Genomic DNA, 19,688 nt, shown 5'->3' on the forward strand with positions numbered 1-19,688 from the left:
CTGCGGTGTTTTTGAGCCAGCGGATTGGCGTCAAATTTTGAATGATGGCTATACGACAATATTTCAGGTGTACAAGATTTATTCTCGCTACAATCCCTGACTTTTCAGCCCGGCACGGATGCCGTTCGGCCCATAGGTCACGAGAAGTCCCATGCTCACCGGTAGTTATTCCCCCGCCCTGGTCCTGATTTCCCTGTTCGTCGCGATCCTCGCATCCTATACGGCGTTGGACCTGACCGGCCGCATCGCCACTGCCAGGGGCCGCGCGGTGTACCTGTGGATGGGCGGCGGCGCGCTGGCGATGGGCGTGGGCATCTGGTCGATGCACTTTATCGGCATGCTCGCCTTCCGCCTGCCCATCAGCCTCGGCTATGACGTCGGCATCACGGCGCTGTCGTTGTTGATCGCGATCCTGTCCAGCGGTTTTGCCTTGTGGCTGGTGAGCCAGCCGCGTTTGCCGGCGTGGCAACTGGCATTTGGCGCATTGATCATGGGCGCCGGCATCAGCGCCATGCACTACACCGGCATGGCCGCCATGCGCATGACCCCCGGCATCGACTACGACCCCACGCTGTTCACCGCCTCGTTGCTGATTGCCGTGGGTGCGTCGGCGGCGGCGTTGTGGATTGCCTTCAACCTGCGGCGCAACACGCCGTATGTGCGGTTGGCCCGAGGCGGGGCGGCGATGGTGATGGGCGTGGCGATTGTCGGCATGCACTACACCGGCATGGCCGCCGCGCGTTTCGCCGATGGCAGCTTCTGCGGCGCGGCCCTGGACGGCTTGAGTGGCAAGGGCCTGGATAACCTGGTGCTGGTTACCACCCTGGCAGTGTTGATCATCGCGCTGCTGACCTCCCTGGCCGATGCCCGCCTGGAAGCCCGCACCGCGGTGTTGGCCGACTCCCTGACCCAGGCCAACCAGGAACTCACCCACCTGGCCCTGCACGACATGCTCACCGGCTTGCCCAATCGCACCCTGCTCGCCGACCGGATCCAGCAGGCGATACAGCGGGTGAACGAAGAGGGCGGCTGCTTCGCGCTGATGTTTATCGACCTGGACGGCTTCAAGCCGGTGAATGACGCTTTTGGTCACCACATGGGCGACCAGCTGTTGCAGCAAGTCGGCCTGCGCCTGCGCGAAGACTTGCGCAGCCAGGACACCCTGGCCCGCATCGGCGGTGACGAGTTTGTATTGCTGGTGCAATTGGGCCAGCCCGACGATGCGTTGCGCCTGGCCGAGCGCCAGGTGGGCATGATCAACCAGGCCTTCCACGTCGCCGAGCATGAGCTGAAAATCTCCGCCAGCATCGGCATCGCACTGTTCCCCGGCAACGGCGCCACGCCCCAGGAACTGCTGATGAACGCCGACGCGGCGATGTATCACGCCAAGGGCATGGGCAAGAACGGCTACAGCTTTTTCGACGTGTCGATGAACACCAATGCGCGCAAGCAACTGCAACTGCTGCAGGACTTGCGCAATGCCGTGGAGCACGAGCAGTTCCGGCTTTATTACCAGCCCAAGTTCGACGCCATCAGCGGCCGCCCGGTCGGTGCCGAGGCGCTGCTGCGCTGGGAACACCCGCAACAAGGCCTGTTGTTGCCGGACAAGTTTATCGAGCTGGCGGAAAAGACCGGGCTGATCATCCCCATCGGCGAATGGGTACTCAACGAAGCCTGCCGCCAGATGCAGGTGTGGTATGCCCAGGGCTATCACGACTGGCGCATTGCCGTGAACCTGTCGGCGTTGCAGTTCTGCCACGCCGGACTGGTCAAGAGTGTCGCCGCTGCCCTGGAACGCCACCGCTTGCCAGCCAACAGCCTGACCCTGGAAATCACCGAAACCACCGCCATGAGCGATGCCGACGCGAGCATGACGGTGTTGCAAAAGCTTTCGGACATGGGCGTCGACCTGTCCATCGACGACTTCGGTACCGGCTATTCGAGCCTGATGTACCTCAAGCGCCTGCCGGCCAATGAGCTGAAGATCGACCGGGGATTTGTGCGTGACCTGGAGCACGACAGCGACGACGCCGCCATCGTCTCGGCCATCGTTGCCCTCGGTCAGGCCCTGGGCCTGCGTATTGTGGCCGAGGGTGTAGAGACAGACTCACAGCAGAGCTTCCTCACCCGGCTGGGCTGCGATTCGCTTCAGGGGTATTTGCTGGGGCATCCGTTGCCGGCCGAGGGTTTCATGGCCGACATCCAGCGCGCCGAGCAGGTGGTGAGTGTGCATTCGGTGATGTGAGCCCATGCAAAACCTGCAGGGCGCAGGTAGTATTGGATCCATCAGCTCACGTTGAACCAGGAGACCTTACACATGGACAAAGTCGTCGTCATCACCGGTGGCAGTCGTGGGATCGGCGCCGCCACGGCGCTGCTGGCCGCCGCCCAGGGCTATCGCATCTGTATCAATTACCAGGCCGATGAAGACGCCGCCCACCGCGTACTTGAGCAAGTGCGTGCCCTCGGCGCCCAGGCGATTGCCGTGCGGGCTGATGTCAGCATTGAAGACGAAGTGATTGGCCTGTTCCACCGGGTCGATACCGAACTGGGCCGGGTGACGGCACTGGTCAACAACGCAGGTACCGTCGGGCACAAGTCGCGGGTCGATGAGATGTCCGAGTTCCGCATCCTGAAGACCCTCAGGACCAATGTGTTGGGGCCGATCCTGTGTGCCAAGCATGCGCTGCTGCGCATGTCGCCCAAGCATGGCGGGCAGGGCGGCAGCATCGTCAACGTTTCATCGGCCGCCGCGCGGTTGGGCTCGCCGGGGGAATATGTGGATTACGCCGCGTCCAAGGGCGCGCTGGATACCTTCACTCTCGGGCTCTCCAAGGAAGTGGCGGGCGAGGGGATCCGGGTCAATGGCGTGCGTCCCGGGCTTATTTTCACCGACTTCCACGCCCTGAGCGGCGACCCGGATCGGGTCAGCAAGCTTGAGCCGGGCATCCCCATGGCCCGTGGCGGGCGTGCAGAGGAAGTCGCGGAAGGGATTATCTGGCTGCTCTCGGACAAGGCGTCCTATGCGACGGGAACCTTTCTTGACCTGGCGGGCGGTCGTTAGTTTTGTACCGCCTGTGGTGAGGGGCACGCCGCTCGCCACAGCCCAGGTATCAGGCGCCGCGCAGCGCTTCATAGCCCCTGAGGGAAAACGCCTTGAGCAGGCTGGCCTCCGAGTCTGGATGAATGGCGTAGCCGTGATTCGAAAAACCGTCCAGGACACCGTTGCGGCTATGGCTGGCGCTTAATTTGAGATCGTCCACGTTGTCGATAAATCGCAGTACCTTATCCAGGTTGTAGGTGGCGTCGGCGCGAGAGTCCGGGTCTTGGTTGGCCGCGCTCCAGTCACCCACCTGGCGCTTCAGGTCATCGCTCACTTCGTAGTGGTCGCGGTTATCCAGGAAGTTCTTCAGCACAGGGCTTTGTTCGGTAATCTGGTTACTTGATCGATGATCTCCCGCGGGGCGCCCGGTAGCGCCTGTCATTTCGCGCACCTGTTGCTGCTCTGCGGCACGCATATAGTGGGGAGGAACGGGAAGGGGTCGCAGGCCGGCAGCTGAAGAAATAGTCATAAGGCATCTCTGATGTGAACCAAGTGAATGCGCTCTTTCTATCGTAAGAAATAGCGCACTCCTGTGTGGTTCTTAGCCCGGCTACGGTTCCCATCCGTAGGTTAAAACGACCGCACAATCTTCCCCAGCGTCTCCATCGCCTTCTCACACGACTCATCCCACGGGCTGCCGTAGTTCAAGCGAATGCAGTTCCTGAAGCGCTGTGTCGGCGAGAAGATCGGTCCCGGTGCGATGCTGATGCCCTGGGCCAGCGCCATCTGGAACAACTTCAACGAGTCGGTCTGCTCCGGCAATTCCAGCCACAGGAAGTACCCGCCGGCAGGCTGGCTGACCCGTGTCTGCGCCGGGAAATAGCGCGCGATGGCGGCGAGCATGGCGCTTTGCTGTTCTTCCAGCGCGTAACGCAATTTACGCAGATGCCGGTCGTACCCGCCGTGTTGCAGGTAATCGGCAATCGCCGCCTGGGCGGGCATCGAGGCACACAGCGACGTCATCAATTTCAGCCGCTCGATCTTCTGCGCATAACGTCCGGCGGCGACCCAGCCGATGCGGTAGCCCGGAGCCAGGCTCTTGGCGAACGAGCCGCAATGCATCACCAGGCCTTCGGTGTCGAACGCCTTCGCCGGTTTGGGCGCCTGTTGACCGTAGTACAACTCGGCGTACACGTCGTCTTCGATCAGCGGCACCTGGTGGCTGCGCAGTAACTCCACCAGTTCCTGTTTCCGGGCCTCGGGCATGGTTGCGCCCATCGGGTTCTGGAAACTGGTCATGCACCAGCAGGCCTTGATCGGGTAGCGCTCCAGGCTTTGCGCCAGCACCTTGAGGTCGATGCCATCGCGTGGGTGTACGGGGATTTCCACCGCCTTGAGTTTCAGGCGCTCGAGGATTTGCAGGCTGGCGTAGAACGCCGGTGCTTCGATGGCCACCAGGTCGCCCGGCTCGGTCACGGCTTGCAGGCACAGGTTCAGTGCTTCAAGGGCGCCGTTGGTGATCAACAGTTCTTCCATGGGCAGCATCAGCCCGCCCACCATGTAGCGCAAGGCAATTTGCCGGCGCAGTTGCGGGTTGCCCGGCGACATGTCGGTGACCACCATGCGCGGGTCCATTTCCCGGCTGGCGCTGGCCAGGGAACGGGCCAGGCGTTGCAGCGGGAACAGCGTCGGGCTGGGGAAGGCCGAGCCGAAGGGCACGGTTTGCGGGTCCTTGATGGAATCGAGCACCGAGAACACCAATTCGCTGACGTCCACCTCGGTGGACTCGTGCACATGGGCACTCACCACCGGCTCGGAAAACGGGCTGGGCGCATGGGTGTTGACGAAGTACCCGGAGCGCGGCCGGGCGCGGATCAGCCCGCGTCGCTCCAGCAGGTAGTACGCCTGGAACACCGTGGACGGGCTGACACCGTAGGTCTGGCTGGCATAACGCACCGAAGGCACGCGCTGGCCGGGCCCGAGCACGCCGGAGCGGATCAGTTCTGCGATGTCGTCGGCGAATTTTTCGTAGCGTTTCATTGGGGCTCAGTGCTTTGAACAGATTTTGCTGATTGAACACAGATCAAACGGTGGGAGCGGGCTTGCTCGCGAAAGCAATCTTTCAGTTGATGTATCCATTGACTGGCACACCGCTTTCGCGAGCAAGCCCGCTCCCACATTTTGATCTCCAGTGTTGCTGAAAGCTGGGCTCAGCGATTCAATGGCGCCACAAACCGGCTGTCCGCCGCGCTGTAAATCCACGGCTCATCCACGTCCGAGACCTTGAAGCGGATCGTCTGCGAACTGCTGGCGGGCTTCTCTGCGGTCATCGCCACCGACACCGGCACATCGGTAATCTCACCTGGTGCCAGGCTGATCTCGGTCTTGCCCTGCAGCTGGAAGCCGTCGCCGTCCATCAGCTCCAGGCGGTAATCCTGGCGCTGCTGGGTCTTGTTGATGACCTTGAGGCTGTAGATGTTCTCGATGAAGCCGTCACTGTTCTCGCGGAACATCCCCCGGTCCTTGGTCACGTCCAGCGACACCATCGGGCGTTCCACCAGCGCCACCACCAGCGCGCCGATCATCACCAGCAGCACGGCACTGTAGCCGATCAGGCGTGGCCTGAGCAGATGGGTCTTGCCACCTTGCAACTGATGCTCCGAGGTGTAGCTGACCAGGCCGCGGGCATAGCCCATTTTATCCATGATCGAATCACAGGCATCGATACACGCGGCGCAGCCGATGCATTCCATTTGCAGGCCGTCACGGATGTCGATGCCGGTGGGGCATACCTGCACGCACAGCTGGCAGTCGATGCAATCACCCAGGCCGACGTCCGCCGGTTGCACGTCTCGTTTGCGCGGGCCACGGTTCTCGCCGCGGGCTACGTCGTAGGAAATGGTCAGGGTGTCCTTGTCGAACATCACACTCTGGAACCGCGCATACGGGCACATGTGCATGCACACCGCTTCACGCAGCCAGCCGGCGTTGATGTAGGTGGCGCCGGTAAAGAACAGCACCCAGAACAGGCTTACGCCGCCCATCTGCCAGGTCAGCAGCTCCTCGGCCAGCGGCCGGATCGGCGTGAAGTAGCCGACAAATGTCAGCCCGGTCAGCACGCTGATCCCCAGCCACAGCGTGTGCTTGGCCGAGCGCCGCGCCAGCTTGTCCAGGCTCCAGGGCGCAGCTTGCAGCTTGATGCGTTGGTTTCGCTCGCCTTCAGTGACCTTTTCGCACCACATGAACAACCAGGTAAACGAGCTTTGCGGGCAGGTATAGCCACACCACACACGCCCTGCGAATACGGTGATGGCGAACAGGCCGAACGCGCAGATGATCAACAGCGCCGACAGCAGGATGAAATCCTGGGGCCAGAACGTGGCACCGAAGATGTGGAATTTGCTTTCAGCCAGGTCCCATAACACCGCCTGCCGTCCGCCCCAGTTCAGCCACACGGTGCCGAAAAATGCCAGGAACAGAAAGCCTGCGCCTGCCACGCGCAAGGTACGGAACAGGCCGGTAAAACTGCGGGTGTGAATCAGGTTGTCGCTGGATTTGGCCTTCATCTTCTTTGGATGTGCAGGCTCAAACACTTCTACGGTTCGGACGGGGATTCTATCGCTCATGGTCTTTCGCTCATCAGCCTCCATCAGGCAGATGAACTATGACCGGCGCTCTGTTTGCATAACAGACTCAGGTATGGCGATAAAAAGCGGATCAGATGGGCCGCCCGCGCATGCCTGCGACAATGTGCTGCACCCGGTGGTGCGCGGGGTGCAGCGCTTTTGAGGCGGGGCTGATCCAGGTCAATCAAATCACCGAATCACCGTCGGTAGCTTTCAAGTGCTTACGGCCGTCTTTGGCACCCGCTACGGTCAATGCGTCGGCTTCGGCTTCGGTGATATAGGTGCGGTCACCGTTCAGCTTCACGAACGACATGGATTTCTCGCTGTCGGTTTCGACCGTGACATGGGTGGCTTCCAGTTGTTTCTCGTGGCCGTCCACATCGACGGTGAAGAAACATTGCTGACCTTCGATACGTACGGGCATATCGATCTCCTTTTTGTGGGCTATTACTGATTAGGGTGGGATGCGCAGGCAATGGTTCTGCGCAACTGACTGACGGTCGATGCTGTCCATGTTCTATCGACCCCCAACAAGGAAACGTCCATGGACGCCTGGTGGCATGAAGTCTGGGTAACCCTGCAAGCGGAATTTGCCGATATCGGCGATGCCCGGCAACTCACGCAAATCACCGTTCGGCTGCTGATTGCGGCGATATTGGGCGGGATCCTGGGTTACGAGCGCGAACAGAAAGGCAAGGCCGCCGGGGTACGCACCCACATGCTCGTGGCCCTGGGCGCCGCGCTGTTCGTGTTGGTGCCGAGCATGTCCGGCTCCCAGGCAGACGCCATGAGCCGTGTGCTGCAGGGCGTGATCGCGGGTATCGGCTTTCTTGGCGCCGGCACCATCCTAAAGGGCAAGGAAGACGAGGAGGGTCAGCACGTCAAAGGCCTGACCACCGCCGCCGGCTTGTGGATGACCGCCGCCATTGGGGTGGCGGCGGGGATGGGGCGGGAATCCACGGCGGTACTCAGCACGTTGTTGGCCTTGGCGGTGTTCAGTGTGATGCCAAGAATCGTCAGGCTATTGGAAAAGAATTAGTCGCCGTATGTTTCATCAGGTCGCGCGTGAATGGGCTGACAGCGTGATATCGAGGCGTGTGCAACTTCACGCTCCTGCTGTATTGATCACTGTACCGGAATGGTGATTTGATCTTCTTTGTGATACGCGAATATGCGTTGGTCTTGAGCGAGCAAGTCAACACGAACCACCGGAAGCAGGCGCTGCGTATAGCCGTAATACTCGCGCTGAAGTTTCTTGGCCGCATCTCTTCCTGGCAAGTTGGCAGCGTTATAGAAGAAAGCCTGGAAGGGGACTTTATCAATCTCGGACACTGTCCAGGCTGAGGTGACGACTTCATTCCAATCTTCAATATAGTTTGCCGGCATCAGTTTTCTGACAGTGATGCTTAGAGAAAACTGCTGCACCGATCCACGAAACGCACACATAAAAAAATAAGCCGGTTTGACTTTGTTGAAGTGGGCCAGCCAGGTGTGGCCATCCACCACGCCTTGGTCATCGCAGTGCCGGCTCCATTCACGCTGGTAGCCTGGCAGCTCCCTGGAAGTTTCGCCGCATCCATCCGGGCGGTCACCTGTCGCACCATTGGTGGGAAAAGAGCAGCGCACGCTGATTGGGCCCGCTGCGGTGGAGGGCAATGCCGACATTATTACGCCAGCGTCCCGTGCAAACAGCTTCCTGATACCCAGGTCGGCTCGCAGGTAAGAGAATGCGGCGGCATTGCGCTCAAGCTCGCCGGGCGATGCTATGAGGCTGTCAGTGACGCGAATAAGCACCCCATTGCAGTGATACAGGGCCAGGCCATCGGCACACTGAGCAGCGGTGTCCTGGTAGCGGTTGTTTAATTTGCTTGCGATTTCCGTATCGAACGGGCCGGAGGGTTCGGTGGTGCAGGCGGTCAAGGTGCAAAGGAAAAGCAGCAGGTAGGCGGCTGTTCTTTTCATGAGGTATCTCCGAGAGGTTTTATTGTTCTGTTGTTCGCGCGTCGCGCACTTTGATCATGGGCGGCGTTCGTCTCGGCTGATACTGTCGGTTTTGACAGTTCTTTATAATTTTTTGTGAATGAAGTTGCAGCTTATAGATTCAAGTAAACGCGGAAGCCTGAAGCTTCCGCTTTTTACTTCCTGTGATCGGTCTCTTCAGACAATCACCGGAGGCATGGTCGTCGGTGGTTCCTCCACCGGTGGTGGCTGTGTGCCTGGCGGTTCCTGCTCGGGAACCGGGTCGGGTTCGGTCGGCGGTAATGTGGGCTTATCTATATTGGGATCAGGCGTTTCAGCCGGAATAGGGATATTCATCGGTGTGGCCTCCTTTGTGCTTTGCTCTATCGGTGGACAATCGCGTGGTGGATTTGATTCCCCGCCCGATGGCGGGATATCCGCCTGAACTTTTCACTCGTCGGCATGCTCGGAACCTAGACGGCCCTGCTCAGGGAGAGTGGCGTCGTTTCAGAATTTGAATCAAGCACAAGAGCGTCCACTGGGCGTTAAGGGGAGATGCTCGATGACTGCTGAAACACTGACTCAAGACGATTCAACCTCCACATTACCGCTGTCCCAGGCACTGTTGCTGCCAAGGATCGCGATTGAAAGCACGACCCCGGTGATCGATGGCGGCGAGTTCGCCGTCAAGGCTGTGGTTGGCCAGCGCGTGCAGGTTGCCAGCAAGGTGTTCGCTGATGGCCACGACAAGCTTGCGGTGATGATCCGCTGGCGCCCGCGCAGTGAAGAAAGCTGGCACAGCGTGGTGATGACCGATGTCGGCAACAACGGCTGGGAAGGCGCATTCACCGTGACCGCCCAGGGCCCGCATGAGTATTGCATCGAAGCCTGGATCGACACGTTTGCCAGCTTTCGCTACGAACTGAGCAAGAAACACGAGGCCGGGGTGCCGGTCAGCCTGGAGTTGCAGGAAGGTCGCGGTCAGGTCTTGCAAGCCGCCGAGCGCAGTGACAATGAGCTGCGTGACCGCTTGATGTTGCTGCACCACGAACTCTCCGGTTTGCTGGAAACCGAGCAGGTCGCGTTGTTCCTGCACGAAGACAGTGCACACCTGATGACCCAGGCCGATCACCGCGCCTATTTGAGCATCAGCCCGGTGTACCCGATTGATGTAGAGCGCGAGGCTGCGCAATTTGCCAGCTGGTACGAGTTGTTTCCCCGCTCGATCACCGACGATCCCGCCCGCCATGGCACATTCAACGATGTGCACTCACGGCTGTCGATGATCCACGACATGGGCTTTGACGTGCTGTACTTCCCGCCGATCCATCCGATCGGTCGCAGCCACCGCAAGGGCAAGAACAATTCCCTGACCGCCGGGCCGGACGACCCGGGCAGCCCGTATGCCATCGGCAGCGAAGAGGGCGGCCACGAGGCGATCCATTCGCAGTTGGGCACCCGTGAGGATTTCCGCAACCTGGTCAAGGCCGCCGCCGACCATGGACTGGAAATCGCGCTGGATTTTGCCATCCAGTGCTCCCAGGACCACCCGTGGCTCAAACAGCATCCGGGCTGGTTCAACTGGCGGCCCGACGGCACGATCAAATACGCCGAGAACCCGCCGAAGAAATACCAGGACATCGTCAACGTCGACTTCTATGCGGCCGACGCGATTCCCAGCCTGTGGGTCGAGTTGCGCGACATCGTGGTCGGTTGGGTGGAAGAGGGCGTGAAGACCTTTCGCGTCGACAACCCCCACACCAAGCCGCTGCCGTTCTGGCAATGGCTGATCAGCGATGTGCGTTCTAAATACCCCGAAGTGATCTTCCTCGCCGAAGCCTTCACCACCCCGGCGATGATGGCGCGCCTGGGCAAGGTTGGTTACTCCCAGAGCTACACCTACTTCACCTGGCGCAACACCAAGGCCGAGTTGAGCGAGTACCTGAGCGAACTGAACGAGTCGCCGTGGCGCGAGTGCTTCCGGCCGAACTTCTTCGTCAACACCCCGGACATCAACCCCGGCTTCCTGCATGAATCCGGCCGCGCCGGCTTCTTGATCCGCGCCGCGTTGGCCACCATGGGCTCAGGCCTGTGGGGCATGTACTCGGGTTTTGAACTGTGCGAAGCGACACCGGTGCCGGGCAAGGAAGAGTACCTGGACTCGGAGAAGTACGAGATCCGCCCACGAGACTTCACGGCGCCGGGCAACATCATTGCCGAGATCGCCCAGCTCAACCGCATCCGCCGGCAGAACCCGGCCTTGCAGACGCACCTGGGGCTCAAACTCTACAACGCGTGGAACGACAACATCCTGTACTTCGGCAAACGCAGCGAGGATGGCAGCAACTTTATCCTGGTGGCCGTGAGTCTCGACCCGTTCAACGCCCAGGAGGCCAATTTCGAGTTGCCGCTGTGGGAGCTGGGCTTGCCGGACGATGCCCAGACCCAGGGCGAAGACCTGATGACCGGCCACCGCTGGACCTGGTACGGCAAGACCCAGTGGATGCGCATCGAACCGTGGCATCAGCCATTCGGCATCTGGCGCATTACCGTAAGTTGAGATCGTTCCCACGCTCCGCGTGGGAATGCAGCCCCGGACGCTCTGCGTCCCCCAAGCGTGACGCGGAGCGTCGCAACAGGCATTCCCACGCAGAGCGTGGGAACGATCAGCGGCCCTCACGAATTTTCCAGGAGTTTCCAATGGCGAAGAAACCCAAGGCTGCCACCTTTATCAAAGATCCGCTCTGGTACAAAGACGCGGTGATTTATCAGGTTCACGTCAAATCCTATTTCGACTCCAACAACGACGGCATCGGTGATTTTCCCGGGCTGATCGCCAAGCTCGACTACATCGCCGACCTTGGTGTGAACACCATCTGGCTACTACCGTTCTACCCCTCGCCACGCCGTGACGATGGCTACGACATCGCCGAATACCGCGGTGTGCACAGCGACTACGGGACCATGGCCGATGCCAAGCGCTTTATCGCCGAAGCCCATAAACGCGGGCTGCGGGTGATCACCGAGCTGGTGATCAACCACACCTCCGACCAGCACCCCTGGTTCCAGCGCGCCCGCAAGGCCAAGCCCGGCTCGGCGGCGCGGGATTTCTATGTATGGTCCGATGACGACCAGAAATACGACGGCACCCGGATCATTTTCCTCGACACCGAAAAGTCCAACTGGACCTGGGACCCGGTCGCCGGCCAATACTTCTGGCACCGCTTTTACTCCCACCAGCCGGACCTCAACTTCGACAACCCGCAGGTCATGAAAGCCGTCCTGTCGGTGATGCGCTACTGGCTCGACATGGGCATCGACGGCCTGCGCCTGGACGCCATTCCGTACCTGATCGAGCGCGACGGCACCAACAACGAAAACCTCCCCGAAACCCACGACGTGCTCAAGCAGATCCGCGCCGAGATCGACGCCAACTACCCCGACCGCATGCTCCTGGCCGAAGCCAACCAATGGCCGGAAGACACCCAGCTGTACTTCGGGGACAAAAAGGGCGACGACGGCGACGAGTGCCACATGGCGTTCCACTTCCCGCTGATGCCGCGCATGTACATGGCGCTGGCCCAGGAAGACCGTTTCCCGATCACCGACATCCTGCGCCAGACCCCGGAGATCCCGGCCAATTGCCAATGGGCAATCTTCCTGCGCAACCACGATGAACTGACCCTGGAAATGGTCACCGACAAAGAGCGCGACTACCTCTGGAACTATTACGCTGCCGACCGCCGTGCACGTATCAACCTGGGGATTCGCCGCCGCCTGGCGCCGCTGATGGAACGCGACCGCCGGCGCATCGAGCTGCTCAACAGCCTGCTGTTGTCGATGCCGGGCACGCCGACCCTGTACTACGGCGATGAGATCGGCATGGGCGACAACATCTACCTCGGTGACCGCGACGGCGTGCGTACGCCGATGCAATGGTCCATCGACCGCAACGGCGGCTTCTCCCGCGCCGACCCGGCCAGCCTGGTATTGCCGCCGATCATGGACCCGCAATACGGCTACCAGTCGGTCAACGTCGAAACCCAGACCCAGGACCCGCACTCGTTGCTGAACTGGACGCGGCGCATGCTCGCGGTGCGTAAACAGTCCAAGGCGTTCGGTCGCGGCAGCCTGAAAATGCTCTCGCCCAGCAACCGCCGCATCCTGGCGTATACCCGCGAATACGCAGGCGCCGATGGCAAGAATGAAATCATCCTGTGCGTGGCCAACGTGTCCCGCAGTGCCCAGGCCGCAGAGCTGGACCTCTCGGCGTTTGCCGGCATGGTTCCGGTGGAGATGCTCGGTGGCAATGCCTTCCCACCGATTGGCCAGCTGAATTTCCTGCTGACCCTGGCGCCGTATGGCTTCTACTGGTTCGTGCTGGCGGCGGAAAACCAGATGCCAAGCTGGCACGTGGAACCGGCACAAAGCATCCCGGACTTCACCACCCTGGTGCTGAAGAAACGCATGGAAGAATTGCTCGAAGCACCGTGCCGCACCACCCTGGAACAGAATGCGTTGCCGGCGTGGCTGCCCAAGCGCCGCTGGTTTGCCAGCAAGGATACGGCAATCGACAGCGTGCACATCGCTTATGGCGTGCGCTTCGGCGACCCGCAGCATCCTGTGTTGCTCAGTGAAATCGAAGTCACCAGCGCCGGCCAGGTCAGCCGCTATCAGCTGCCGTTCGGCTTCCTTGGCGAAGACCAGTTCACCAGCGCCTTGCCGCAACAACTCGCGCTTGCCCGTGTACGGCGAGTGCGTCAGGTAGGTTTGGTGACCGATGCCTTCAGCCTCGACACTTATATCCGCGGCGTGATCCAAGGCCTGCAGGCCAAAACCGTCCTCGACTCCACCGATGGCGAGATTCGCTTCGAGCCCACGGCGCAGTTGGCCAAACTGGAATTGAACGACGAGTCGGAAGTGCGCTACCTCGCGGCGGAGCAGTCCAACAGTTCCGTGGTGGTGGGCGGCAGCCTGGTGCTCAAGCTGATCCGAAAAGTCAGCGCCGGGGTTCACCCGGAACTGGAAATGGGCGCCTACCTGACCGAAGCCGGCTACGAGCATATCTCGCCGCTGTTGGGCTCGGTGATCCGCCACGATGCCGATGGCCAGGACAACCTGCTGATGATCGCCCAGGGTTACCTGAGCAACCAGGGCGACGCGTGGGGCTGGACCCAGAATAACCTGGAGCGAGCGATTCGCGACGAACTGGCCGAAGCCATGTCCGAGCAGGAACAGCACTACAACGCCCTTGGCGAGCTGGCGGATTTCGCCGGCTTGCTCGGCCAGCGCCTGGGCGAGATGCACCTGGTGCTGGCGGCGCCCACCACTAACAAGGCGTTCAAGCCCGAGGTCACAACCCTCAAGGACAGCCAGGGCTGGGCCAGGCACGTGGGCGCACAAATCGACCACGCCTTGCAGTTGCTCAAACAGCATCAAACCAAGTTGAACCCTGCCGATCAGGCGTTGGTCAGTGCTTTACTGGAGCAGAAAAAGGCCATCGCCAGTCACGTTCAGGACCTGGCGAAAGCCACGGTGGGCGGGTTGCGCATTCGCGTGCACGGCGACCTGCACCTGGGCCAGGTACTGGTGGTCAAGGGCGATGCCTACCTCATCGACTTCGAGGGCGAACCGGCGCGGCCGTTGCCTGAGCGTCGCGGCAAACACAGCCCGTACAAGGATGTGAGCGGGGTGCTGCGCTCGTTTGATTACGCGGCGGCCATGGCGGTGAATGTGCAGGGCGTCGACCAGTCGCCCGAGGCCAATGCGTCCCGGCAACGTGTGGCGGATCGCTACTTGCATGAGGCCAGGCAGGCATTTATCCAGGCCTATCACGCTGCCACGACTACACTGGCCCATGACTGGCAGGATGCCAAAGGCCAGGACGCAGCGCTGGCGTTGTTCAGCCTGGAGAAGGCCGCGTACGAAGTGGCCTACGAAGCAGAGAATCGCCCGAGCTGGTTGCCGGTGCCGTTGCAAGGTTTGCACGGGCTGCTCAGCGGGTTGAAACCAATATCGAAAACTGCACGCGGTGGGGAGACGTCATGAGTTTTACAAGCAAAGAACCGCTGCAGGAAAAGTTGAGTGTGATGCCCAAACCTGCTGATATCGAAGCCCTGGTGCGGGCCGAGCACCATGATCCATTCTCGATCCTGGGTCCCCATGACGACGAGCAGGGCGGCCAGTTCATTCGCGCCTTCCTGCCGGAAGCACTGAGTGTCCAGGTCCTGGCCCGCGACAGCGGCGAGCACATCGGCAGCCTCGATGCGACCCAGGTGCCGGGCTTGTTTGTCGGGCATTTCGGCAGCCGTCAGGCGTACTTGCTGAAGATCCAGTGGGCCGGTGGCGAACAGATCACCGAAGACCCTTACAGCTTCCAGCAACTGCTGCTGGGGGAGATGGACCTGTACCTGTTTGCCGAAGGCAATCACCGCGACCTGAGCAGTTGCCTCGGGGCACAAGTGACCAGCGTCGACGGCGTCCAGGGCGTGCGTTTTGCGGTATGGGCACCGAATGCCCGCCGTGTCTCGGTGGTGGGCGACTTCAATATCTGGGACGGGCGCCGTCATCCGATGCGCCTGCGCCATCCGTCCGGTGTGTGGGAGATTTTCATCCCGCGCCTGCAACCCGGCGCGGCCTACAAGTATGAAATCCTCGGTGCCCACGGCATTCTGCCGCTCAAGGCCGACCCCATGGCCCTGGCCACGCAGTTGCCGCCGGATACTGCGTCCAAGGTCGCTTCGCCGCTGCAGGTCGACTGGCAGGACCACGACTGGATGCAATCGCGCAGCGAGCGGCAGAAACCCAGCGCACCCTTGTCGATCTACGAGTTGCATGCCGGTTCCTGGCAGTGCGAGCTGGATGAAGTCGGCGAGGTGTCCCGCCAGTACAGTTGGCGCGAGCTGACCGAGCGGTTGATCCCTTATGTACAGCAGTTGGGCTTCACCCATATCGAACTGATGCCGATCATGGAGCACCCGTTCGGCGGCTCATGGGGTTATCAGGCGCTGTCGCAATTTGCCCCGACGGCACGTTTCGGCTCGCCGGAGGATTTCGCATTTTTCGTCAACGCCTGCCATCAGGCCGACATCGGCGTGATCCTGGATTGGGTGCCGGCGCATTTCCCCACCGATACCCACGGCCTGGCGCAATTCGACGGCACCGCGCTGTACGAATACGCCAACCCGCTGGAAGGCTTCCACCAGGATTGGGACACCCTGATCTACAACCTCGGCCGCACCGAAGTCCACGGCTTCATGCTGGCGTCGGCGTTGCACTGGCTCAAGCATTTCCATATCGATGGCCTGCGGGTGGATGCGGTGGCCTCGATGCTGTACCGCGACTATTCGCGCAAGGCCGGTGAATGGGTACCCAACCGTCACGGCGGGCGGGAAAACCTCGAGGCCATCGACTTCCTGCGCCACCTCAACGATGTCGTTGCCCTTGAGGCTCCCGGCGCGCTGGTGATCGCCGAGGAGTCCACCGCATGGCCGGGCGTAAGCCAGCCGACCCAACAGGGCGGCCTGGGCTTCAACTACAAGTGGAACATGGGCTGGATGCACGATTCGCTGCATTACATCCAGCAGGACCCGGTGTACCGTGCCCATCACCACAACGAGCTGAGTTTCGGCCTGGTGTATGCCTGGTCCGAGCGTTTTATCCTGCCGATTTCCCACGATGAAGTGGTGCACGGCAAACACTCGTTGATCGACAAGATGCCCGGCGACCGCTGGCAGAAATTTGCCAACCTGCGGGCATACCTGAGCTTCATGTGGATGCACCCGGGCAAGAAGCTGCTGTTCATGGGCTGCGAGTTCGGCCAATGGCGCGAGTGGAACCACGATCAGCAACTGGACTGGTACCTGCTGCAATACCCCGAACACCGGGGCGTGCAGAAACTGGTGGGCGACCTCAACCGTCTGTACCGCGAAGAGCCGGCGCTGCATGACCAGGACGACGCGCCACAGGGCTTCCAGTGGTTGATTGGGGATGACGCGATCAACAGCGTCTACGCCTGGTTGCGCTGGAGCAAGGATGGCAGGCCGGTGCTGGTGGTGGCCAACTTCACGCCGGTGCCGCGTGAGGCCTACAAGGTCGGCGTGCCGTTTGCCGGGCGCTGGAGCGAGGTGATCAACAGCGATGCCGACACCTATGCCGGTTCCAACTTCGGCAACGGTGGCGGGGCGTTTACGGAGGAGGAGCCCAGGCATGGGCAGCCGTTGTCGCTGTCGTTGAACCTGCCGCCGCTGGGTGTGCTGATCCTGCGACCGGACGCCTGACTTCCAGCCGATGAAGACCCCATGTGGGAGCGGGCTTGCTCGCGAATGCGCAGTACCAGTGCCAGATTTTTTGGCTGACACACTGCATTCGCGAGCAAGCCCGCTCCCACAGTGGGGATGTGTTGTGGCTTAGAAGTCTACCCTTATGCCAATCGTGCCTTTGCGCCCATTCAGCTGATTACTGTCCAGATTGCTGTTGTACCCCACCTCGCCATACACACTGACCGTACTCGATACCTGCAGCGTTGCCCCGGTGCTGACGTCCAGCGTGGTGGACTTCTGTTCGGTGCTGATGTCCGTGCTGTCATTGAACGTGACGGTGTTATTCCCGGCGCTGGCGTGCCACACGTTGGTACGCACGTAAGGCTGCAGGGGCACGCCGCTCACGCTGTAGCTGCCCTTGAGGCGGACACCGAGACGGGTGACGACGTTAGTGTCGGCGCGGAATGAGACATCCGAGATTCCGTCGTTCTGGCTGTCCACATAGCTTCTATCGACAATCACCTGGGCCTGCGGCTCAACCTCCCACTGTTCAGACACCGCAAACGGCATTCCCACCTCCACAGACCCCAGCACGTTGTGGCCCTTGGTTGGGAGTTTGACGCCTCGGTCGGATTCACTGTGGCCATCGAACCGTGTACCCATCAGCACGACATCGATATAGGCGCGGTTGGCGCCGATGAGCGTCCAATACGCGCCCAGGCTGTCGCCGCGCAGGGTGGTGTTGCCGGCGTCCTTGCCCTGAAAACCGCCATTGAAGCCCGCCACATTGCCGGTCAGGCGGCTGTGGCCGACAAAGAAGCCGAAGCGTTGAGTCAGGCCAGCGTCGTTGGTCCAGGCATACAGGTCAGTGCCAACCTGGAAACCGGACAGGGAGCTGTCCAGCGACGGGCTGACGGTGCCGGCGAATGATTGCCGCGTGCTGCTGCCATACACCCGGCCCCAACCGGCCGCTAAAGCGCCAGGTTGACGTTGCAGGCTTTGATCGCCCGTGCGTTCGTGGTAGGTGCCCAGCATGCCCTGGACCATCTGCTGCACGGCGGGAAACAACACGGCATATACCGGGACTTCCGGGCGATAGATGGGTATGGGTTCTTCTCCCGGGAAAATCCCCGGGAGGTCCGGCGTGCCATCGGCGGGGACGGGGGGGAGAATGCCCACTGGGTCGTCAGGATCCTCAGGGTTGGGCAGCGGCGGCGCCACCACCGAGGACCGCAGGAACCAGTTTTGCCCGGTGCCCGGCGTTACGCCTCCTTTGAACAGGTAGTACTCATAGGCGCCTGCGGAAACGGATCCACCGCGCAGGGTAAACGCCAGGTCGCTGCTCGTGGCACCGTTAAGCGCTTCAACCACCTGGATGCCGTTCTGCAGCGTCATGGCGCCGGGGCCGGCAAGGTTGGTGACGGTGATGGTAGTGCCGCCTTGCAGCGTGCCCTGGCTGACTACCAGCTTGTCACTGGCCGAGCCGTCGGCGCCGAGTACCGATTGCAGCGCGAGTTCGCCACCATTGCCGGTGTAGTTGCCGTTGACGGTCAGGCTGTCGGTGGCGCTGGAACTGCCGGTGGTCATGTCGATCAGGCCGCCGTTGTTCAGGTTGGCTGGTTGCCCGGCCGCGAAGGGGCTGATGCTGCCCTGTGTTACCTGCAGGGCGGCACTGCCAAAAATATTCAGGGTACCGGTGGCTGTAGCGCTGTCACCGAGCTTGAAGTCGCCGCCCAGGGTCAGGCGCGAATTGTTGTCCAGGTTGACGGTTTCCCAGTTGACATAGCGGGTTGGCGTGGCGGATCGGGTGTTGTCGAAGGTCAGGGTGTCGTTACCCAAACCACCATCCAGAAGTGGTGTGGAGGCCAGGGTGGTTTCGGTCAGGTTGAGCAGGAAACCCCTGTCAGCGCCATCACCCATGAGGATTTCCTTATGGATCAGACCGCCGCCTTCCCAAGTGAACTCATCGTTGCCAAAGCTGGCGAGGATCTGCCCACTTATTTCCCCTCCGCTGACGTTGATGATGTCGTCGCCGCCGCTGACGCTGATGTTGCCACCAACCGTTCCTCCGGAAACCAGGATGGTGTCGTTTCCGAAGCCAGTAACGAGGTTGCCGATGATCGCTCCACCCCGCAGGTCAAACAGGTTGTTGTCGAGCTTCATGTCGACCCGCCCGATGCTGCCACCGGTCATCAGCGCTACATCTCCATCTTCAAAAGCACCGACAATCCTGCCACTGCTCATGGTGAACTCGTCACGGCCGTCGCCCTGAGCCAGTGAGGCGACGGTGCCACCGCTCTGGAAGTACTGGTCTACCCCGTCACCCTGGGAGATTGCACCGGAGCTGCCGCCGCTGATTTGCGCAATATCACCGCCCGCGCCTTGCGTCACCGTGCCGGAGATATTGCCATTGAACAGCTGGAAAATATTTCTTCCGTCACCTTGATTGATCGCACCGTTGATCGCGCCGGAATCCATCGTGACCCGATCATCTCCCGCGCCATAAGTCACGTTGCCGACGATGATGCCGGTGCCGCCGACGGGGAACTCAAGGATGTTGCTTCCTTGTAAATCCGTCAGCGCGCCAGCACTGCCATCGCTGCACAGGGTGGTGTCGTTACCTGCGGTTATGATCAACGTACAGGCTGCCTGCGCGGGGAGAGGCCAATTGAGCAACAGCGTCGTCACGCTGCAGACGCTCAGATACGTCACTGATGAAAACCGCGTGCTCATGATTCGCCCTCCCTGCAAGCCGGTGTTCCAAGCTAGCCACACAGAAAGAGCGTTCGCTACTGTCAG

General features: G+C 61.1%; 12 protein-coding genes. 6 read left to right on the forward strand and 6 right to left on the reverse strand.

From position 1 onward, the window contains the following. Window positions 1-151 precede the first annotated feature (151 nt). A complete protein-coding gene (locus tag ACIOMR_RS00910) occupies window positions 152-2,245 on the forward strand; it encodes a bifunctional diguanylate cyclase/phosphodiesterase (protein WP_003207505.1) in 2,094 nt (697 codons plus the stop codon). Between the two features lie 72 nt (window positions 2,246-2,317). After that, window positions 2,318-3,064 carry an SDR family oxidoreductase gene (locus ACIOMR_RS00915; protein ID WP_003207506.1) on the forward strand — a complete coding sequence of 249 codons (747 nt, stop codon included), beginning with the start codon at window positions 2,318-2,320 and terminating at the stop codon, window positions 3,062-3,064. Window positions 3,065-3,113: 49 nt separating this feature from the next. Here the strand turns inward: ACIOMR_RS00915 and ACIOMR_RS00920 are convergent, their stop codons facing one another. The 4 genes from ACIOMR_RS00920 to ACIOMR_RS00935 form a co-directional block, all read right to left on the reverse strand. Then, on the reverse strand, window positions 3,114-3,485 hold the full coding sequence (locus ACIOMR_RS00920; protein WP_043224475.1) for a hypothetical protein: 372 nt from the start codon (window positions 3,483-3,485) through the stop codon (window positions 3,114-3,116). A 188-nt stretch (window positions 3,486-3,673) separates the two neighbouring features. Further along, window positions 3,674-5,083 carry a GntR family transcriptional regulator MpaR gene (gene mapR / locus ACIOMR_RS00925; protein WP_003207510.1) on the reverse strand — a complete coding sequence of 470 codons (1,410 nt, stop codon included), beginning with the start codon at window positions 5,081-5,083 and terminating at the stop codon, window positions 3,674-3,676. Between the two features lie 170 nt (window positions 5,084-5,253). After that, window positions 5,254-6,669: a cytochrome c oxidase accessory protein CcoG gene (ccoG, locus tag ACIOMR_RS00930; RefSeq protein WP_177021961.1), complete on the reverse strand. Its 1,416-nt coding sequence runs from the start codon at window positions 6,667-6,669 to the stop codon at window positions 5,254-5,256. A 184-nt stretch (window positions 6,670-6,853) separates the two neighbouring features. Then, the gene (locus tag ACIOMR_RS00935; protein ID WP_003207514.1) at window positions 6,854-7,093 is read right to left on the reverse strand and encodes a DUF3203 family protein; all 240 of its coding nucleotides are present in this window, start codon (window positions 7,091-7,093) and stop codon (window positions 6,854-6,856) included. 120 nt (window positions 7,094-7,213) lie between these two features. Between ACIOMR_RS00935 and ACIOMR_RS00940 the strand changes: the two genes are divergently transcribed. Continuing rightward, on the forward strand, window positions 7,214-7,708 hold the full coding sequence (locus ACIOMR_RS00940) for an MgtC/SapB family protein (protein ID WP_087692384.1): 495 nt from the start codon (window positions 7,214-7,216) through the stop codon (window positions 7,706-7,708). A gap of 86 nt (window positions 7,709-7,794) precedes the next feature. On the opposite strand, the gene ACIOMR_RS00945 is transcribed toward ACIOMR_RS00940, so the two are convergent. Further along, window positions 7,795-8,631: a hypothetical protein gene (locus ACIOMR_RS00945; RefSeq protein WP_102368884.1), complete on the reverse strand. Its 837-nt coding sequence runs from the start codon at window positions 8,629-8,631 to the stop codon at window positions 7,795-7,797. A 559-nt stretch (window positions 8,632-9,190) separates the two neighbouring features. Between ACIOMR_RS00945 and ACIOMR_RS00950 the strand changes: the two genes are divergently transcribed. The 3 genes from ACIOMR_RS00950 to glgB all read left to right on the forward strand — a co-directional run bounded on the left by ACIOMR_RS00950 (window position 9,191) and on the right by glgB (window position 16,907). Beyond that, window positions 9,191-11,188, forward strand: coding sequence for an alpha-1,4-glucan--maltose-1-phosphate maltosyltransferase (locus ACIOMR_RS00950; RefSeq protein ID WP_401191687.1), 1,998 nt, complete (start codon window positions 9,191-9,193; stop codon window positions 11,186-11,188). A gap of 140 nt (window positions 11,189-11,328) precedes the next feature. Then, window positions 11,329-14,676: a maltose alpha-D-glucosyltransferase gene (gene treS, locus ACIOMR_RS00955; protein WP_008435160.1), complete on the forward strand. Its 3,348-nt coding sequence runs from the start codon at window positions 11,329-11,331 to the stop codon at window positions 14,674-14,676. Next, a complete protein-coding gene (glgB, locus tag ACIOMR_RS00960) occupies window positions 14,673-16,907 on the forward strand; it encodes a 1,4-alpha-glucan branching protein GlgB (protein ID WP_003207521.1) in 2,235 nt (744 codons plus the stop codon). Before treS ends, glgB begins: the two co-directional genes overlap by 4 nt. Window positions 16,908-17,036: 129 nt before the next feature. Here the strand turns inward: glgB and ACIOMR_RS00965 are convergent, their stop codons facing one another. Then, complete coding sequence (locus tag ACIOMR_RS00965) at window positions 17,037-19,622, reverse strand: autotransporter outer membrane beta-barrel domain-containing protein (RefSeq protein WP_401191691.1); 2,586 nt, start codon at window positions 19,620-19,622, stop codon at window positions 17,037-17,039. Window positions 19,623-19,688 lie beyond the last annotated feature (66 nt).

The organism is Pseudomonas sp. NPDC087814 (assembly GCF_044742865.1).
Classification (GTDB): domain Bacteria; phylum Pseudomonadota; class Gammaproteobacteria; order Pseudomonadales; family Pseudomonadaceae; genus Aquipseudomonas.